The organism is Pseudomonas batumici, assembly GCF_036585405.1.
Taxonomy (GTDB): domain Bacteria; phylum Pseudomonadota; class Gammaproteobacteria; order Pseudomonadales; family Pseudomonadaceae; genus Aquipseudomonas; species Aquipseudomonas batumici.
In genome coordinates this window covers 307994-326686 of sequence record NZ_CP144470.1, presented here as the reverse complement: position 1 = coordinate 326686, position 18693 = coordinate 307994, and the positions used below count along the sequence as shown (strand labels likewise).

Sequence of the window (18693 nt, the reverse complement as noted above, 5' to 3'; positions counted from 1 at the left end):
TGGGTACGTAGCCGACCCGAGGGCGATATCGCCCGTACAGGATCCCTACCGAGGCAGGATGCCAATGACCGTCTTCACGCAGCAACTGAAAGACCTTCAGCGCCTGGCATTCAAGGTGTCACCGGCAGCGCAGTTGATCACCGGCGACCGCGTGATGCTCGACTGCAACGAGTCCTTCCTGGAACTGTTCGGCTATCCGCGCGAGGAGTTGCTGGGGCAGTTGACCCTGCTGATCTACCCGTCCCAGGCGGACTACAAGACCATCGGCAATCGCAGCCGTAACTGGTTGCTGTGCAGCAAGACCGGTTCCTACTCTGATGAGCGCTTCATGCAGCACAAGAACGGCGAGGTGTTCTGGGCCCGGTCGCAAGGCTATACCCTGACCCCGGGCGATCCGTTCAAGCTGATGGTCTGGCACTTCGAGCGCCTGGACCGGGCGAACCACGCCACGGTGGACCTCACCCCCCGCGAACGTGAAGTGTCGATGCATATCGTCAACGGCCTGACCTGCAAGGAAGTGGCCAGGAAACTGGCGATTTCCCACCGGACCGTGGAAGTCCACCGCGCCCGGTTGATGAAGAAGCTGCAGGCCAAGAACAGCGCGGAGCTGGTGTCGAAGATTATTTTTGTTGATTGATGTAAGGCCACGGCCCCCTACCCCATCGCTTTGATGGCCGTCAGGATGTAACACATCGGCACGTCCCAATAACCTTGCTCATAGATGTCATAAAGCTCTTCTCTGTTGGAGTACGGATACTCCGAGAAATGGCTGATGCGCAAACCGGCACGGATAGCGCCCGTGATGATTTCACCCAGGCCATGGGGGTGCCAGTAGCTACTCACTCCGTTGGTCTCTGCCTGACCTTCGTAAACGATGACTTTGTCTTCAACCACTGGCCCTGTCTGGAAGTAGGAGCTGGCAACTCTCCAGGGATCGGTAGATTCAGGGTCCAGCATTTCCAGGAAGGGATGCGTTTCGTAGATCACCATCGTGCCGCCCGGTCTGAGGGTCTTTGCCGCGTGCGCAAAGAAGGCCTTGATGTCCGGCATCCAATTCAGGACCCCGATGGTGATCAGGGCGACATCGAAAGCTTCGCAAAGGTTGGCAGGCAGCTCATGCACGTCCGCTTCGACGAATGTCGGGGTATATGGCGATCGTGCGGTCAGCTCAAGTGCCTGATCGAGGAACGCGGCGGCCTGGTCCACGCCCACGACGGATCGTGCGCCCAAGGCAAACAACGAAAGTGACTCGCGACCGTTGTTGCAGCCCAGTTGGATAACATCCTTGCCGGCAAGACCTATGTCACGCAGTTGCTCAGTCAAGGTTGCATCCAGACAGGAAAAGTCCGACGTGCCGACGGACTCGACAAGACGCTTCCAGGTGCGACTACTTCTATGGTGCTCGGCGGAAGCGTTCCAGGCGTCTCGATTGCTGGCAATGACGCTCTTGGCAGATGGCATGTTCTAGTTCCCTTAGAGTGATTCGTCGTCTGTAGTCAATCTTGACCGGGCTGTCTGGCCTGCGTCTTACCCGCAGGTCGGCGCCGGTCATCAAGCCGGTCTAATTCAGAGTTGAAAAGTCTTCGAAGACTACGTCAATTATCAAATACAAGGAAGGCAGCCAGGCTCGCGCCTCTCCGGACTGTCAGGATGCGCACGATGGTTTGGAGGTTGGACTTGAGCAAAACCACGACGCCATTACCCTTTACGCGGCCCTTAAACGAAAAAGAGACCAAGCGGCCAAGCGCTTGATCCCTCTAAGTGGAGAAACGGCTTTTATTTTCTCAGGACCTCAATCAATCGGTGGGTTGTCCGCTACGGGGGATAACTGATTGGATGGGGACGCGCCCTCAAGCAGCGCATCCACCACCGCACGTGCCACCTCCACCGAATGCAGCATGCCCCAGAACAACGCCCGCTCGACGGGGTTGGTATGTAGGCTGATTTCGTCACCATTGAGTTCCGCCGTTTCGAGCAGACTCGAAACGTAGGTCAGTGCGTCCTGGGCATTGATACCGGGTTGGATGGCAAACAGTATGGGTTTGTAGGGGGCTTCGGGGGTGACGGGTTTGGAGCAGGTGAACGCGAGGGTATCGAGCAAGCGGGGGGTGTTTGCCGGGGCCGGCTCAGGCTCGTTGGAAGGGGTATCAGAGAGTTTGCGCAGGTAGATGCCTTTGTCGGCGGTGCTGAGAGCTTTGCGAGTGTGTGGCGGATCGGGGGTGATTTTCTTTGACATGGTGACGCTCCTTTTCATAAATGGAAGTTCGTCACCCACGCTGCAAAACGAAAGGTGGCGAGCCGTACACAGGTTTGCAGACCGGGAAAAGGACCGGCAGGCCGAAGCCTCCTGCGCACAGCTCGCCATAACACGAGCGTAAAAATGCCGCATACGCGGCGCTGTGCGCCTTTTCGATCCGGGCTGCAAAACCCGAGTCGCTGAATTTGCAGCGACACGTGAACAGTAGCCCTGGCGTTTAGCGCACGCAATATTCTCCCATGCCTGAAGCATGTGGGAAATATGAGTTTTTTCAGAAGGCCATTTCGCGTATTGATTGAACGCCGCTGAGCTGCGCCTGAGGCACGAAAAGCGGTCTATTCGAAGCCCTACGGTGCACTCGACCTCATCGACGAAACGACTCGTCCCGGTCAGTTGCCCGCTCTGTGGAACTACTATACGGAACAGATTTGTTTAACCCCGAAGAGAGCCATCGAGCATCAGTAGCAGACAACTGGGGAAATAAGTATGACGTTTTGCATCATAGGTCGCCGACAAGAACGCTTTGACACCATTTAATCGATTGCAGAGCCTGTTCGGCCGGCACCAACGCGTAGCGAGAAAAGTAGTGGTTAGGTCTGAAATAAGATTCGTCTACTTGCCCTAGCGTTTGCCCATCCTGGTGGTCCACAGTGTTAACCTGATCGGCAATGAAATAGTTCCTGCCCTTCTCGACGTCGAGATCGAATTGTTTGTTGACCATATTGGTGATGATGGGCGGTGAGGTCGACTCGACGTGATAGTGGCCAGCAGGAAGATTTACTTTGAAGTAGCTGCCGGAGGGCAGGCGGCTGATTGCTTTACCATTGATAAGGATGGTGGGGCTTATGAGCCGCCCTAAGGAGACAGCATTTCGGTAAAAGTAGAGAGTTGCTTGGTCTGGGCTTGTCTCTGCCGGGGGATGGAAGAATGGTCGGTTTTGCAAAGAGGGGCCGTTCACACAACCTGCCAGAAGGGTTAGGCCTGCGATCAAGCAAGCCTGGACAATAGTAAAGTGCTTCATGAGAGACATATTCCTTGAGAAATGATGCTGCGTCTGGGGATTGGCTGATGGGTCCACCTCGGGCACGTTGCCGTCAGAACTTACACAATCCTTTACCGTTATCCTGGGAGTCTGAACTGGGCCAAGGTCCGAAGCCGCTTTGCGCGGTCAGGTTTATGATTTTCCGGTCTTTCAGCATCGGATACTTGTGTTTGAGGCCTTCCAGTGTCACGCTCTCGTGATTGACGTTGTATAGGCAAACGGTCGCAGCATGGGCGTAGAAATCACCTATATAAGCCACTTCTCCAGCTTTTACCTTGAAGACCGTCGGAGTCGGTAATGTTATCCCACTACCACTGTAATACACATAGTTCCAGCTCGTGACTTTGTACTCACCAGCGGGCACTTCATACATGAACAAATTTCCCAGCCGATGAGACGTTCGCAAGTCGAGTTCTTTCCCCATGGTTTCGAGAACAACGATTGCACTGGGCTCGCTATTTTTCTCTATCTCGACTACTAGCCCGTTGGGCTCTGTGATGAAGCCCTCGGTGATGGAGCCGATGATGATGGCTTTACTTGGGTCTGGTGACCGCGTACCGTCATATCGTGGGACTCGTGCGCACGCTGTCAGAAGCAAGGCTGAAAGCGCTATGGTGGTCCAACTCGTGATACGACATCCGATATTTTGTGACATAAGTGCTCCTTGCTTTCATGATAAGAAACTTATTTTGCGATTACTATATAGATACCGTTAGCAGCCTTTGTACCAGCCAACTCAGCTAAATCGAACTCAACCCCTCGCCAGCAAAAACTGCTTCTGAACTCCCCTCACAAATAATAAGCTCATCGCCTAATCCAGCCCACCACAGATTTATTTTCTGTGGCTACCTACTGTCGATGCTTGCTGGCCTTCTGCAAAATCAAATAAATCCGGTCCCATTTTGCTTCCTCTCCCGCATCGATAATCGATGCAGGAGAGCTAAACTCTACATTTTCGCCCGCGCGTTACTCACTAGATAAAGCTAAAACCAAGCTCACGTACAACGACTAAAGGCTAAACGGAGAGACGCGCCAATTTCATCAGGAGAACTGCTAGAAGAGATAACGACATAGTCTTTTTCAGTTATCCCCTTTCCACTCCAAGCTTCTAGCTTCTCATGATGACTTGGGCGTATCGTTACAACACCATCAACAGCTTCCATCGAGCAGCTTTTCATGTCTTTAAATAATGCACGCTTAGTTTTGTAGCCAAACCTCACCATCACATTGGCTATCCACTCATTATATTTAATAGCAACGCGACCTCTAAAATCAAAAAACTCTGGGTTTTCCTTCGGATCAATCATTCGACTAACCGCCAAGGCCTCCAAAACACTCCGTCCTAGCTCACTATCAGCAGATGAGTGCGACAGAAAAAGCCCCACCCCCTCAGGATCCGGGAGACAATTGAAGTAGCCAGAGTAGGTCTCAACAAAAATAAAATCATTATTAAACCTGACATAAGCCCAAGACTTTTTATTCAGCTCACTCACTTACTTCACCGTACTTATTATCAATTTCACGCCTTGAGATTTACCGTACTCTACTGCACGGCTTATTTGAGCCCATTGTGCTGGCGTTGTTCCCGATGGGATAGCAACACGTAACTCACGAGCCGCAATCATGCCACTTTCCAAAGGAACACTACCGAGAGTATACGTTTCAAATGCAGCAGCCGCATCGATATTTCCTTTTAATGAACTGTAAACCTGAGACGGATTTGCCAACTTGGCCGCAGTAGTCGTGTCTAGCGTTTTTGCGCTAATCGCCGTCCCCGTTGACGGGTCATAAAAGTCGAACGTTTTGAAGTTCGGCGGCAGTCGAGAGCCTGCTGGCAGCTGCGTCCCCAGGTAATCCTCCCAAGGCATTCCTTGACCTTGAATACCCTTACCCCACTCAATCCCTGTTACAGCCTGGTCTATTGTTTCAGCTGCTCCTGCACCTTAGAACATCAACCTAGCAAGATGTCCTGCGTATCTACGGTTTCCACGGAACCGTTAGTAACTAGAACCCCCAGGCCAAGCTGAGGGTCGAAGGTCGCGTCAAAAATAAAACCAATTTGACGCGATCCTGCGTCAAAAGGGGACATCACCTTAATACACCTCAGAAAAACCAAATCCTGCATATCATCAATGGCATGGACCTTGGGTACTTTGATTTCAGCCTTATCAGCATCAAAGCTCTCTCGGTATTCATCAACCCTACAAAGGTAATAGCTAAAGACTGCTTTTTCTACAACCGAAGAAACAGTAGATTTATTTAAATTAAACTCTCGAAACGCAAGCCTCTGATCTTCAGAGATAGAAGCACCATCAAAAGTTTGAACAACAAGCGGCACCTCATACGCCCTTCCAAAAATCAATATTTCACATATTCCTGTCCAAGCTCCATCAAAATGCAACTGACCAAAATCTTTATCTGATTTACCAATCATTTTTTAAGCTCCTCCAACAAAGCTCTCTCAGCGACCCCGCCCAGGTGACCATATTTTACACCAAAATCCATAGAGCCAACCTTTCCAGTATGGATAAACGATGGCACCAACTGCAGCGTCCGCATATCTTCAACCTCATGCCATGTATATTTCTGCTCTCTCATGAATCGAACCACATCCGCTTCTTTCACTCCCAACTCACTCGCCAGCATCTGGTTAGCAGCGCGAAAGTTAGAATCTCGATTTGTAGATATCAAGCCAGGAAGTCTTACCTCTTGAACTGCAATTGGAGAGAAATCTGGGTAGCCATTTTTGTATGAGATACCATCAGGCAAGATACTCCTTAACTCTGGATTATCGAACACAAAATTTGATTCACCTCTAACTCCTGACCACGCCCCTCCGTTGACTGGTGTTAATTTAATTCTGTCTTCATACCGACTGAGTTGAGGTACAAACGGCCCCATCTCCACTGAGGCTGTATCGATGGTCCCAATTGTCGCTTTTGCACCAACAGTATCACCCGACGCGATTTTCGTTGTCTATACGCGCAACGCCAGACGGGACGTGGCCTGCAAGACGGTCGGCCCAGGTGATCCGCTGTCACCGCATAAATCCACCCCGACGCGGGTTTTCAGCCCGTCACAGCAGCCCCTGGACGACCTAAACCAGCCGACGACAAAAAGCCCCTGGCGGTTCGGTGGCGAAGCCATCGGACGGCCAGGGGCCAACAAGCGCAGCGCGTTAGGCTTCGGGGTTCAAAGGGGCCTCCCCTTTGGTACGGTCGATTGTTTACGAATGGCGCAGCTCATTTGTAAACAGTCGGTAACGTGCCTCACCAAATTACCCGCAGGCTCTGCGTTCAAGGGAAATTGCTCTGAGTTGCACTAAATCGCTCTAAATCGCTCTAAATTTCTCTGATTGGCTTTAAGTTGCACTAATTTGCACTAATCGAGAAAAACTCACATTCCTGAAAGACGCTAATCCAACGGGGTATCGGGGCGCAGCCCTGATCAGGGTTTTGTATGGATGGCCTGTGTGCAGGCCGTCCGTACAAAACATTTCCGGTCCTACATTTCACTTGGATTTATCACTCGACTCGTAGAGGCGGCTTCTCGGGATTCAAAGGGCACCCCTTTGGCACCGGATGTGTATACATCCATAGCGTGCCTGTATTTTTCGCCGTTGATTGAGGCCGCTGCGCGGCCTGCGGGGGTGTCAGGTATTGGTAGGAACTTTGTGGGGAGTTTGCAGGCGATTTGTCAGGCCGTTGGGCATCTGTAGGGAACTTGCAGAGAGTTTGTCAGGCCTTTGCAGGCAACTTGTCAGGCCTGATCGATCTCTTCATCCGCTTCGGCGTCCAGGGCCGTTAACAGAGCCGCGATGGGGTCATCTGGCAAGGTTTCAGCCGTGGTTTCGCTGGCCGAATGTGGCCGTTGCAACCGTGCCGGATGGGTCGCGGTGTGAATTTCCTTGAGCGCCCGGATACTGACCTGGGTGTAAATCTGCGTGGTGTTCAGACTGACATGACCGAGCATGGCCTGGATAAAACGGATGTCTGCGCCGTTCTCCAGCATCAGCGTGGCCATGGTGTGGCGGAATAAATGGCAACTGCCGCCCTTGCCGATGTTGGCTTTGTCGATGTGCTCGCGCACCAATTGGCTCAGGCGATTGGGGCTGAACACTTCACCCTGCTGGGTCAGGAACAACGTGCCGTCGTCCTGGGCCAGCGCAAACTGGGGCCGGACGTCGTCGCGGTATTTGGTGATCCAGGCCAGAGCCCGTTCACCGATGGGAATCATGCGGTCTTTTTTGCCCTTGCCCTGGCGAATCATCACCGTGCCGCGCTCGTAGTCGATGGCGCTCCAGCTCAGGCCAATCAACTCCATGCGGCGCATGCCGGTGCTGTAGAGGGTTTCGAGCATCGCCCGGTCGCGGATGCCGGTCGGGGTTTGGGTGTCCGGCACATTGAGAATACGTTCGGCTTCGTCGCTGCTGAGGATATGTTTCGGCAAGCGCTGCTCCATCCTCGGTAGATCGAGGTCGGAAGCCGGGTTGTACAGGATGCGATTGGTTTTGGTCAGCCACTTGAACCAGACCCGAATCGGTGTGATGCGTACCGTTTGGCTACGAGCCGACAACGGTTCGCCATCGGCTTTTCGGTAGAGAAAAAGATGGCGCTGGTAGCGCTCTAAAATCGGTCGGGTGATTTCTTGCGGCCGGGTCAAACCCCGCTCATCACACCAACGGATAAACGCAATCAGCAGGTGTTCACGGTTGCCCACGGTGCGTTCGGAGTAGCTGCGCTCGCGCTGGTATTGCAGGAACTGTTTCATCTGAAAATACAGGCTGCCAGGGTCGCCCAGCGGGCCAATGATTTGCTCGACAACACGCTGTTTTTTGTTCTCGCCTTTTTTCGGCATAACCACCTCGACTTAGACGGCGCTGGACAACGCGGAGTGGTTTTTTTGTGGCTGCTGGATCAGTGGTTTTTCGTTCAGGCCGACCGCTTCGACCTCAAGACCAGAAGCCGCGTGGCTTTGCGCATGGTTCAGGGTGTCCGACTGAGTACCGACCATGGCCCGACCTGAGCCCGACCGCTGTTCTGCTTCCCCCGACCGGACGGATTTGTTGTCAAGCCGGTCGGCATCGATCAGGCCCATCAGGTGCGGTTGATTACCGCTTTTGCCGTCATACGTGAGGGTGTATTCATGGGCCAGCCCCTTGCGGTGCAGCAGCAGGTATTCCAATTCGGTCAGTCGGCCCAGGTGGATTTTTAACTGGGTGTCACCCCAGCCGGTGGCTTCACGCACGTCCTTGCGACCAAACCGAAACTCATTTTTTTTGAGTCCCTGCGCCTGGCTTCGGGCCTCGACCCAACCCTGTAGCAACTCCAGTAAACGCCGCGTTTGCGGCGGCAGTTCGTCCAGGGTGCGCCCAAGAATGTCGTGGGCCAGCCGGTTGGCCAACACGATGTCGCCCTGCGTGACCTCGATGTACGCCAAGGATTTGCCTCGGTGCTCGATGTGTTTGACCGGGCGTTGATGCTGATGCAGCAAGGCAATGCAGCGAATCAACGTCAGGTATTTCATGTGGTCACGCCGGGTCCGGGTTTTGTCCGAGAGAAAGGTCAACTGATCGGCGAACGGATTGACCACCGCCACGGTTTTAATCAACCGCTGGGCGTTCTGGTGCAAACGGGTAATGGCCTGTTTTTCGGCGTCGGCCAGCAGGCCGTCGAGAGTTTGTTTTTTACGTTGGGCAGCGTGAATGGCTTCGGTTTGCTCGCGGCTTTCGTTGATGGTCAGCACCAAACAACGGTTGAGCAACTCTTCGTCCACGTCGATCGCGGTGGTGGTGAGCATCAGCATCACCGGGCCTTTGACCGTGTATTGTTTGGTGATCAAGTTGCCGGTGGCTTCGTCCTTGCCGGTGCTGGCAATGGTCAATTCGCCGTCCGATTGCAGCAGTTTCAAGGCATAAGCCGCTTGGCGCACGCCCTCTTCTTCGGCGATGGCCAGGATCTTGTGTTGCAGATCCGTTTCGCCGAGATAAAACAAACTCTGCCCGGTCATGGCGCTGTACTGGATGCGTTCTTCTTCCGGCATCAGATTTAATACCGCGTCCATCAGCGAGCTTTTACCCGCCGCGCTCGATGACTGAATTAGGACCGCCAAGGGCTGATCCAGTTTTCGGGAAACAGCGGCCAAGTACCCGGCCAGCAGGTTGTAGGATTCACCGACGACACCGCAACGGGTCAAGTCAGCCTCGATGCGCTCGATCAGGTTTGGCGCACGCAGAAGGCTCAACGCGGCCAGTTCGTCCTCTGAGCTCAGCGTCGGGGTGGGATTTTTCGGGGCCAGCGCTGCCTGGATTGAGGCTTCCTGCAAACCTTCCAGCTTGAGCAACAGTTTGCCCAGGTCGCGCTTGATGATTTCTTCCGGCACGCCCAGCTCGATGCCGGCCTGTTTCAAATAGCTGTAGCGGGCCTTGGCCGCGTACAGGTCGAAGCTGTCCACGTAATAGGCCGCTTCGCGGCCCAGTGCGTGGTCTTCTGCGACCTCGCGGCGCACCTGCACATTGACCCGCATCTGTTCCGGGCCAAGGTTCTTTTTCCAGCCGCGCACCCGCCATCGGCGGTCGGCCACGGCCAACAACAGATCGCCCTGGGCGTTTTCCGAAAACTGATCGGCCTGCGTTTCCGACTCGGGAGCTAGCCCACCGACAACCAAAGTTTCCGAATCGGAAACGCCCGGCACCGGTGGCAACTCGGTGGTTGCCTGCGGCGCAGCGGCTAAAGAAAAAGTGGTTTCTGGCTCGACCGAAACCGGCGTGCCTTTGCCCTGCCACAGCGCCTGTTGCAACAACTCGCCCAACGCCTGGGCCGGGTTTTCCACCTGCAAGACGAAAGCGTTGGCGTCCATGCCTTGCGGAAACAACAAACGAAACACTTCGATGCCGGCTGAACGCAGTTCCTCGGCCAATTTTTCTGCCGCCGTGTCTCCTGCTGCATCACGGTCGAAAGCGATGACCACCCGTTGGGTGCCGTGGTGTTTCAGGGCCTGCCAGTGGTCTTGGGAAAAACCGTTCACGCCATAGGCGCTGATGACATTGCGAAAGCCTGCACACCAAAAGGTCATGGCGTCGATCAGCGATTCGCAGAGAATAATTTCCAAACTAGCCCGCAACGCAGTCTCGTTCCAGACTCCGCGCAACGGCGTGGCCAAGTACAAATGCCGGGGCTGATTGTGCAGTTTGTTGTTCGGCTGCATTCGCCGTCCGTAAAGCTGCATCACTCGCCCGGATTGCTCTGGCTCAGCGCCGTCTTCCAGGCTCAGCACCGGCACGACCAGACAACCGTTCAAATGTTCATGCCCGGTGGACCGCAGAACACCCAAGGTCTGCAACTGCTGACGCACTTGGCGACCCGCCTGGGTATGCCCGGCGGGCAAGCGGTAAGTCAGGGTTTTGTTGGCATAGCCCAACTGGAAATGCTCGATCAGCTCGGGATGGTTCAAGCCGCGAGATTCCAGATAGGTCAGCGCTTCCGGCGACTGCTTGAAATTGCCGTGGTAGAACTCGACCACCGAACGTAGTAGCGCCGCATCTTCAACCTCGGACGTAGCCGCAGCAGAAGGCGAAGAGCCCGCGGCTAAAGAAGGAAGGTGTCGAGCATGGCTGCGCGACACACCGACTTTTTCCGTGTTTTCCAGCGGTGCGTCGTTGCGCAACAGTTGGACCGCGTGCGGCAACGACACGCCCTGGGTTTTCATCACCCAATCGAGCACCGAACCTGCGGCCCCGCAGCCAAAGCAGTGATACAGGTTTTTCTCGTCGGAGACCGACAGGCTGGGAGTGCTTTCATCATGGAAAACGCAGTGCATCACCCAATCCTTGCCGCGCTTTTTCAGCTCATGGCCCTGCGACTGGATCAGCCGAACCAGCGACACCTCACGCTTGAGGCGTTCCAGTTCGGCTTCGGGGATGCGGGCCATCGGGTTTTCTCCAAAAAGCTGTCAAGAGGGAAAAGCAAAAACAACTCGACGGCAATATACCACCAATAGTAGTATTTACAACAAGCAGTGGTAAACCATGGAGTACGTTAATGGCTGTCCTATTACAGATCGCGTCGACGACAGCCATGAGCATCACCAGCGAAGAACGTGAATTTTTCATCGCCCTGGGCGAACGCATTGCCCGCCTGCGCAAAGAACACGGCATCACCCAAACCCAACTGGCTGAACGCCTGGGCGTGTCCCAGCAGACCATTCAAGCCTATGAGTCCGGCAAGCGGCGTATCCAGGTAGCGGCGTTGCCGGAGCTGGCCCGGCTGCTTTCGACCACACTCGAAGAACTGTTTGGTCAGCAGCAGGAAACCACTGTGCGTAAGCGTGGTCCTGCTCCGAAATGGCAGCAGCAATTGGAAGCCATCGACCTGCTACCTAAGAGCCAGCAGAAATTCATTGCACAGACGCTCGATGCCTTGATCGCTCAGGCCACGACTAAAGCGAGCAGTGAAGGAAGGGAATTGTTGCAGTAAGTAGATAAAACAACACCGGCGCAAGGCCGGTGCTGAGGGTGAGCAGTGCTCAAGAGAACTCTATTTTACAATCTGACAGAGGGATCGAGCGGCCATCGGAAATAACAAATTGATCGCCTTTGATTTGAGCAAGTAATAGACCAAGGCCATTTGCCCCTACCTCAATATCTTTTCTCCAACCGTCAAGATCACCATGATAGGAAATCGCGTAAAAAAGAGGCCCGAGGGCGGGGTGACTTTACACCCGCGATCATTTACCCCTCCACGAACGGCATTCGGAGGCTCAGAAAAGCACGTAATGTTATTAAATTGTTTTCGGAATTTGTTTTTCCCATCATCCGAAAAATAAACAACTTGCTGCCCATCGACAACCGTAACACCAGGTACATTTCGAGAGTTCGACTGCTCGATTTTTCCACCCAGAATTTTTTCTAACGTCTCCCGATCACCACTCATTTCACACCTCACTTTGTTGCCGGGGTAATTACAAACTTAAAGTTTGTGACACCCGCGTCGGTAAACACCTTCGAATAGTAACTAGCTAGTTCTGGGCTGTTCGTGTGATAAATAGCACCGCCATCGAAACCAGAGGAGTATTTCTTCGCCTGATCAACCATTTTCGTCTGTTCAGCTACCGACCATGGCTTCGAGCCAGCCGGGCTTTCTGGGTTTCGAATAGAACTAGCCCAGTCATCGACAAATTTGGCTTCAATAGCTGTGGGTTTCCCGCCGATCACTGCCACTTCATCAGCGACACCTTTGACACGTTGCCCATCGACAAGCGCCGTGTATTGACGTTCAGCAAATGGAGTATCCCCATACATCCCGCGCACACCACTTTCATAGCTCTGCGCCTTGTCGATGGCCCGACTACCATTCACAACAACAGGATTGGTAGTTTCTAGCGCAGTACCTGCCTCTTTTGCACCAACAGTATCACCCGACGCGATTTTCGTTGTCTATACGCGCAACGCCAGACGGGACGTGGCCTGCAAGACGGTCGGCCCAGGTGATCCGCTGTCACCGCATAAATCCACCCCGACGCGGGTTTTCAGCCCGTCACAGCAGCCCCTGGACGACCTAAACCAGCCGACGACAAAAAGCCCCTGGCGGTTCGGTGGCGAAGCCATCGGACGGCCAGGGGCCAACAAGCGCAGCGCGTTAGGCTTCGGGGTTCAAAGGGGCCTCCCCTTTGGTACGGTCGATTGTTTACGAATGGCGCAGCTCATTTGTAAACAGTCGGTAACGTGCCTCACCAAATTACCCGCAGGCTCTGCGTTCAAGGGAAATTGCTCTGAGTTGCACTAAATCGCTCTAAATCGCTCTAAATTTCTCTGATTGGCTTTAAGTTGCACTAATTTGCACTAATCGAGAAAAACTCACATTCCTGAAAGACGCTAATCCAACGGGGTATCGGGGCGCAGCCCTGATCAGGGTTTTGTATGGATGGCCTGTGTGCAGGCCGTCCGTACAAAACATTTCCGGTCCTACATTTCACTTGGATTTATCACTCGACTCGTAGAGGCGGCTTCTCGGGATTCAAAGGGCACCCCTTTGGCACCGGATGTGTATACATCCATAGCGTGCCTGTATTTTTCGCCGTTGATTGAGGCCGCTGCGCGGCCTGCGGGGGTGTCAGGTATTGGTAGGAACTTTGTGGGGAGTTTGCAGGCGATTTGTCAGGCCGTTGGGCATCTGTAGGGAACTTGCAGAGAGTTTGTCAGGCCTTTGCAGGCAACTTGTCAGGCCTGATCGATCTCTTCATCCGCTTCGGCGTCCAGGGCCGTTAACAGAGCCGCGATGGGGTCATCTGGCAAGGTTTCAGCCGTGGTTTCGCTGGCCGAATGTGGCCGTTGCAACCGTGCCGGATGGGTCGCGGTGTGAATTTCCTTGAGCGCCCGGATACTGACCTGGGTGTAAATCTGCGTGGTGTTCAGACTGACATGACCGAGCATGGCCTGGATAAAACGGATGTCTGCGCCGTTCTCCAGCATCAGCGTGGCCATGGTGTGGCGGAATAAATGGCAACTGCCGCCCTTGCCGATGTTGGCTTTGTCGATGTGCTCGCGCACCAATTGGCTCAGGCGATTGGGGCTGAACACTTCACCCTGCTGGGTCAGGAACAACGTGCCGTCGTCCTGGGCCAGCGCAAACTGGGGCCGGACGTCGTCGCGGTATTTGGTGATCCAGGCCAGAGCCCGTTCACCGATGGGAATCATGCGGTCTTTTTTGCCCTTGCCCTGGCGAATCATCACCGTGCCGCGCTCGTAGTCGATGGCGCTCCAGCTCAGGCCAATCAACTCCATGCGGCGCATGCCGGTGCTGTAGAGGGTTTCGAGCATCGCCCGGTCGCGGATGCCGGTCGGGGTTTGGGTGTCCGGCACATTGAGAATACGTTCGGCTTCGTCGCTGCTGAGGATATGTTTCGGCAAGCGCTGCTCCATCCTCGGTAGATCGAGGTCGGAAGCCGGGTTGTACAGGATGCGATTGGTTTTGGTCAGCCACTTGAACCAGACCCGAATCGGTGTGATGCGTACCGTTTGGCTACGAGCCGACAACGGTTCGCCATCGGCTTTTCGGTAGAGAAAAAGATGGCGCTGGTAGCGCTCTAAAATCGGTCGGGTGATTTCTTGCGGCCGGGTCAAACCCCGCTCATCACACCAACGGATAAACGCAATCAGCAGGTGTTCACGGTTGCCCACGGTGCGTTCGGAGTAGCTGCGCTCGCGCTGGTATTGCAGGAACTGTTTCATCTGAAAATACAGGCTGCCAGGGTCGCCCAGCGGGCCAATGATTTGCTCGACAACACGCTGTTTTTTGTTCTCGCCTTTTTTCGGCATAACCACCTCGACTTAGACGGCGCTGGACAACGCGGAGTGGTTTTTTTGTGGCTGCTGGATCAGTGGTTTTTCGTTCAGGCCGACCGCTTCGACCTCAAGACCAGAAGCCGCGTGGCTTTGCGCATGGTTCAGGGTGTCCGACTGAGTACCGACCATGGCCCGACCTGAGCCCGACCGCTGTTCTGCTTCCCCCGACCGGACGGATTTGTTGTCAAGCCGGTCGGCATCGATCAGGCCCATCAGGTGCGGTTGATTACCGCTTTTGCCGTCATACGTGAGGGTGTATTCATGGGCCAGCCCCTTGCGGTGCAGCAGCAGGTATTCCAATTCGGTCAGTCGGCCCAGGTGGATTTTTAACTGGGTGTCACCCCAGCCGGTGGCTTCACGCACGTCCTTGCGACCAAACCGAAACTCATTTTTTTTGAGTCCCTGCGCCTGGCTTCGGGCCTCGACCCAACCCTGTAGCAACTCCAGTAAACGCCGCGTTTGCGGCGGCAGTTCGTCCAGGGTGCGCCCAAGAATGTCGTGGGCCAGCCGGTTGGCCAACACGATGTCGCCCTGCGTGACCTCGATGTACGCCAAGGATTTGCCTCGGTGCTCGATGTGTTTGACCGGGCGTTGATGCTGATGCAGCAAGGCAATGCAGCGAATCAACGTCAGGTATTTCATGTGGTCACGCCGGGTCCGGGTTTTGTCCGAGAGAAAGGTCAACTGATCGGCGAACGGATTGACCACCGCCACGGTTTTAATCAACCGCTGGGCGTTCTGGTGCAAACGGGTAATGGCCTGTTTTTCGGCGTCGGCCAGCAGGCCGTCGAGAGTTTGTTTTTTACGTTGGGCAGCGTGAATGGCTTCGGTTTGCTCGCGGCTTTCGTTGATGGTCAGCACCAAACAACGGTTGAGCAACTCTTCGTCCACGTCGATCGCGGTGGTGGTGAGCATCAGCATCACCGGGCCTTTGACCGTGTATTGTTTGGTGATCAAGTTGCCGGTGGCTTCGTCCTTGCCGGTGCTGGCAATGGTCAATTCGCCGTCCGATTGCAGCAGTTTCAAGGCATAAGCCGCTTGGCGCACGCCCTCTTCTTCGGCGATGGCCAGGATCTTGTGTTGCAGATCCGTTTCGCCGAGATAAAACAAACTCTGCCCGGTCATGGCGCTGTACTGGATGCGTTCTTCTTCCGGCATCAGATTTAATACCGCGTCCATCAGCGAGCTTTTACCCGCCGCGCTCGATGACTGAATTAGGACCGCCAAGGGCTGATCCAGTTTTCGGGAAACAGCGGCCAAGTACCCGGCCAGCAGGTTGTAGGATTCACCGACGACACCGCAACGGGTCAAGTCAGCCTCGATGCGCTCGATCAGGTTTGGCGCACGCAGAAGGCTCAACGCGGCCAGTTCGTCCTCTGAGCTCAGCGTCGGGGTGGGATTTTTCGGGGCCAGCGCTGCCTGGATTGAGGCTTCCTGCAAACCTTCCAGCTTGAGCAACAGTTTGCCCAGGTCGCGCTTGATGATTTCTTCCGGCACGCCCAGCTCGATGCCGGCCTGTTTCAAATAGCTGTAGCGGGCCTTGGCCGCGTACAGGTCGAAGCTGTCCACGTAATAGGCCGCTTCGCGGCCCAGTGCGTGGTCTTCTGCGACCTCGCGGCGCACCTGCACATTGACCCGCATCTGTTCCGGGCCAAGGTTCTTTTTCCAGCCGCGCACCCGCCATCGGCGGTCGGCCACGGCCAACAACAGATCGCCCTGGGCGTTTTCCGAAAACTGATCGGCCTGCGTTTCCGACTCGGGAGCTAGCCCACCGACAACCAAAGTTTCCGAATCGGAAACGCCCGGCACCGGTGGCAACTCGGTGGTTGCCTGCGGCGCAGCGGCTAAAGAAAAAGTGGTTTCTGGCTCGACCGAAACCGGCGTGCCTTTGCCCTGCCACAGCGCCTGTTGCAACAACTCGCCCAACGCCTGGGCCGGGTTTTCCACCTGCAAGACGAAAGCGTTGGCGTCCATGCCTTGCGGAAACAACAAACGAAACACTTCGATGCCGGCTGAACGCAGTTCCTCGGCCAATTTTTCTGCCGCCGTGTCTCCTGCTGCATCACGGTCGAAAGCGATGACCACCCGTTGGGTGCCGTGGTGTTTCAGGGCCTGCCAGTGGTCTTGGGAAAAACCGTTCACGCCATAGGCGCTGATGACATTGCGAAAGCCTGCACACCAAAAGGTCATGGCGTCGATCAGCGATTCGCAGAGAATAATTTCCAAACTAGCCCGCAACGCAGTCTCGTTCCAGACTCCGCGCAACGGCGTGGCCAAGTACAAATGCCGGGGCTGATTGTGCAGTTTGTTGTTCGGCTGCATTCGCCGTCCGTAAAGCTGCATCACTCGCCCGGATTGCTCTGGCTCAGCGCCGTCTTCCAGGCTCAGCACCGGCACGACCAGACAACCGTTCAAATGTTCATGCCCGGTGGACCGCAGAACACCCAAGGTCTGCAACTGCTGACGCACTTGGCGACCCGCCTGGGTATGCCCGGCGGGCAAGCGGTAAGTCAGGGTTTTGTTGGCATAGCCCAACTGGAAATGCTCGATCAGCTCGGGATGGTTCAAGCCGCGAGATTCCAGATAGGTCAGCGCTTCCGGCGACTGCTTGAAATTGCCGTGGTAGAACTCGACCACCGAACGTAGTAGCGCCGCATCTTCAACCTCGGACGTAGCCGCAGCAGAAGGCGAAGAGCCCGCGGCTAAAGAAGGAAGGTGTCGAGCATGGCTGCGCGACACACCGACTTTTTCCGTGTTTTCCAGCGGTGCGTCGTTGCGCAACAGTTGGACCGCGTGCGGCAACGACACGCCCTGGGTTTTCATCACCCAATCGAGCACCGAACCTGCGGCCCCGCAGCCAAAGCAGTGATACAGGTTTTTCTCGTCGGAGACCGACAGGCTGGGAGTGCTTTCATCATGGAAAACGCAGTGCATCACCCAATCCTTGCCGCGCTTTTTCAGCTCATGGCCCTGCGACTGGATCAGCCGAACCAGCGACACCTCACGCTTGAGGCGTTCCAGTTCGGCTTCGGGGATGCGGGCCATCGGGTTTTCTCCAAAAAGCTGTCAAGAGGGAAAAGCAAAAACAACTCGACGGCAATATACCACCAATAGTAGTATTTACAACAAGCAGTGGTAAACCATGGAGTACGTTAATGGCTGTCCTATTACAGATCGCGTCGACGACAGCCATGAGCATCACCAGCGAAGAACGTGAATTTTTCATCGCCCTGGGCGAACGCATTGCCCGCCTGCGCAAAGAACACGGCATCACCCAAACCCAACTGGCTGAACGCCTGGGCGTGTCCCAGCAGACCATTCAAGCCTATGAGTCCGGCAAGCGGCGTATCCAGGTAGCGGCGTTGCCGGAGCTGGCCCGGCTGCTTTCGACCACACTCGAAGAACTGTTTGGTCAGCAGCAGGAAACCACTGTGCGTAAGCGTGGTCCTGCTCCGAAATGGCAGCAGCAATTGGAAGCCATCGACCTGCTACCTAAGAGCCAGCAGAAATTCATTGCACAGACGCTCGATGCCTTGATCGCTCAGGCCACGACTAAAGCGAGCAGTGAAGGAAGGGAATTGTTGCAGTAAGTAGATAAAACAACACCGGCGCAAGGCCGGTGCTGAGGGTGAGCAGTGCTCAAGAGAACTCTATTTTACAATCTGACAGAGGGATCGAGCGGCCATCGGAAATAACAAATTGATCGCCTTTGATTTGAGCAAGTAATAGACCAAGGCCATTTGCCCCTACCTCAATATCTTTTCTCCAACCGTCAAGATCACCATGATAGGAAATCGCGTAAAAAAGAGGCCCCGAGGGCGGGGTGACTTTACACCCGCGATCATTTACCCCTCCACGAACGGCATTCGGAGGCTCAGAAAAGCACGTAATGTTATTAAATTGTTTTCGGAATTTGTTTTTCCCATCATCCGAAAAATAAACAACTTGCTGCCCATCGACAACCGTAACACCAGGTACATTTCGAGAGTTCGACTGCTCGATTTTTCCACCCAGAATTTTTTCTAACGTCTCCCGATCACCACTCATTTCACA

Annotated in this window: 18 protein-coding genes; 3 read left to right on the top strand and 15 right to left on the bottom strand. The window is 54.7% G+C overall.

Features of this window, described 5'->3' with window-relative positions; all coding sequences use genetic code 11:
- The first annotated feature begins 64 nt into the window (after positions 1 to 64).
- Positions 65 to 637, top strand: coding sequence for a LuxR C-terminal-related transcriptional regulator (locus tag NUH87_RS01505; RefSeq protein WP_338524398.1), 573 nt, complete (start codon positions 65 to 67; stop codon positions 635 to 637).
- Between the two features lie 17 nt (positions 638 to 654).
- Here NUH87_RS01505 and NUH87_RS01500 read toward each other — a convergent pair whose 3' ends face one another.
- The 10 genes from NUH87_RS01500 to NUH87_RS01455 all read right to left on the bottom strand — a co-directional run bounded on the left by NUH87_RS01500 (position 655) and on the right by NUH87_RS01455 (position 11228).
- Positions 655 to 1461, bottom strand: coding sequence for a class I SAM-dependent methyltransferase (locus NUH87_RS01500; RefSeq protein WP_338524397.1), 807 nt, complete (start codon positions 1459 to 1461; stop codon positions 655 to 657).
- A 331-nt stretch (positions 1462 to 1792) separates the two neighbouring features.
- A complete protein-coding gene (locus NUH87_RS01495) occupies positions 1793 to 2236 on the bottom strand; it encodes a hypothetical protein (protein ID WP_338524396.1) in 444 nt (147 codons plus the stop codon).
- A gap of 520 nt (positions 2237 to 2756) precedes the next feature.
- Entirely contained in the window at positions 2757 to 3278 is a 522-nt protein-coding gene (locus tag NUH87_RS01490) for a DUF2846 domain-containing protein (RefSeq protein WP_338524395.1), read from the bottom strand.
- A 73-nt stretch (positions 3279 to 3351) separates the two neighbouring features.
- Positions 3352 to 3954 carry a hypothetical protein gene (locus NUH87_RS01485; RefSeq protein WP_338524394.1) on the bottom strand — a complete coding sequence of 201 codons (603 nt, stop codon included), beginning with the start codon at positions 3952 to 3954 and terminating at the stop codon, positions 3352 to 3354.
- A gap of 340 nt (positions 3955 to 4294) precedes the next feature.
- On the bottom strand, positions 4295 to 4792 hold the full coding sequence (locus tag NUH87_RS01480; protein WP_338524393.1) for a contact-dependent growth inhibition system immunity protein: 498 nt from the start codon (positions 4790 to 4792) through the stop codon (positions 4295 to 4297).
- Entirely contained in the window at positions 4793 to 5167 is a 375-nt protein-coding gene (locus NUH87_RS01475) for a hypothetical protein (protein WP_338524392.1), read from the bottom strand. It lies immediately after the preceding gene.
- 83 nt (positions 5168 to 5250) lie between these two features.
- The gene (locus NUH87_RS01470; protein WP_338524391.1) at positions 5251 to 5733 is read right to left on the bottom strand and encodes a DUF6985 domain-containing protein; all 483 of its coding nucleotides are present in this window, start codon (positions 5731 to 5733) and stop codon (positions 5251 to 5253) included.
- Complete coding sequence (locus tag NUH87_RS01465; protein WP_338524390.1) at positions 5730 to 6068, bottom strand: HNH endonuclease; 339 nt, start codon at positions 6066 to 6068, stop codon at positions 5730 to 5732. Before NUH87_RS01465 ends, NUH87_RS01470 begins: the two co-directional genes overlap by 4 nt.
- 990 nt (positions 6069 to 7058) lie before the next feature.
- The gene (gene xerC / locus NUH87_RS01460) at positions 7059 to 8156 is read right to left on the bottom strand and encodes a site-specific tyrosine recombinase XerC (protein WP_338524387.1); all 1098 of its coding nucleotides are present in this window, start codon (positions 8154 to 8156) and stop codon (positions 7059 to 7061) included.
- 12 nt (positions 8157 to 8168) lie between these two features.
- A complete protein-coding gene (locus NUH87_RS01455) occupies positions 8169 to 11228 on the bottom strand; it encodes a CHC2 zinc finger domain-containing protein (RefSeq protein ID WP_338524386.1) in 3060 nt (1019 codons plus the stop codon).
- A gap of 110 nt (positions 11229 to 11338) precedes the next feature.
- On the opposite strand from NUH87_RS01455, the gene NUH87_RS01450 reads away from it, so the two are divergent.
- Complete coding sequence (locus NUH87_RS01450) at positions 11339 to 11773, top strand: helix-turn-helix transcriptional regulator (protein WP_338524385.1); 435 nt, start codon at positions 11339 to 11341, stop codon at positions 11771 to 11773.
- Positions 11774 to 11929: 156 nt separating this feature from the next.
- On the opposite strand, the gene NUH87_RS01445 is transcribed toward NUH87_RS01450, so the two are convergent.
- From NUH87_RS01445 to NUH87_RS01430, 4 genes are all read right to left on the bottom strand, one after another.
- On the bottom strand, positions 11930 to 12229 hold the full coding sequence (locus NUH87_RS01445) for a hypothetical protein (RefSeq protein ID WP_338524389.1): 300 nt from the start codon (positions 12227 to 12229) through the stop codon (positions 11930 to 11932).
- Between the two features lie 8 nt (positions 12230 to 12237).
- Positions 12238 to 12597: a hypothetical protein gene (locus NUH87_RS01440; protein ID WP_338524388.1), complete on the bottom strand. Its 360-nt coding sequence runs from the start codon at positions 12595 to 12597 to the stop codon at positions 12238 to 12240.
- A gap of 918 nt (positions 12598 to 13515) precedes the next feature.
- A complete protein-coding gene (gene xerC, locus NUH87_RS01435) occupies positions 13516 to 14613 on the bottom strand; it encodes a site-specific tyrosine recombinase XerC (protein WP_338524387.1) in 1098 nt (365 codons plus the stop codon).
- A gap of 12 nt (positions 14614 to 14625) precedes the next feature.
- On the bottom strand, positions 14626 to 17685 hold the full coding sequence (locus tag NUH87_RS01430) for a CHC2 zinc finger domain-containing protein (protein ID WP_338524386.1): 3060 nt from the start codon (positions 17683 to 17685) through the stop codon (positions 14626 to 14628).
- A gap of 110 nt (positions 17686 to 17795) precedes the next feature.
- On the opposite strand from NUH87_RS01430, the gene NUH87_RS01425 reads away from it, so the two are divergent.
- The gene (locus NUH87_RS01425) at positions 17796 to 18230 is read left to right on the top strand and encodes a helix-turn-helix transcriptional regulator (protein ID WP_338524385.1); all 435 of its coding nucleotides are present in this window, start codon (positions 17796 to 17798) and stop codon (positions 18228 to 18230) included.
- 49 nt (positions 18231 to 18279) lie between these two features.
- Here the strand turns inward: NUH87_RS01425 and NUH87_RS01420 are convergent, their stop codons facing one another.
- Positions 18280 to 18687 carry a hypothetical protein gene (locus NUH87_RS01420; RefSeq protein ID WP_338524384.1) on the bottom strand — a complete coding sequence of 136 codons (408 nt, stop codon included), beginning with the start codon at positions 18685 to 18687 and terminating at the stop codon, positions 18280 to 18282.
- Positions 18688 to 18693 lie beyond the last annotated feature (6 nt).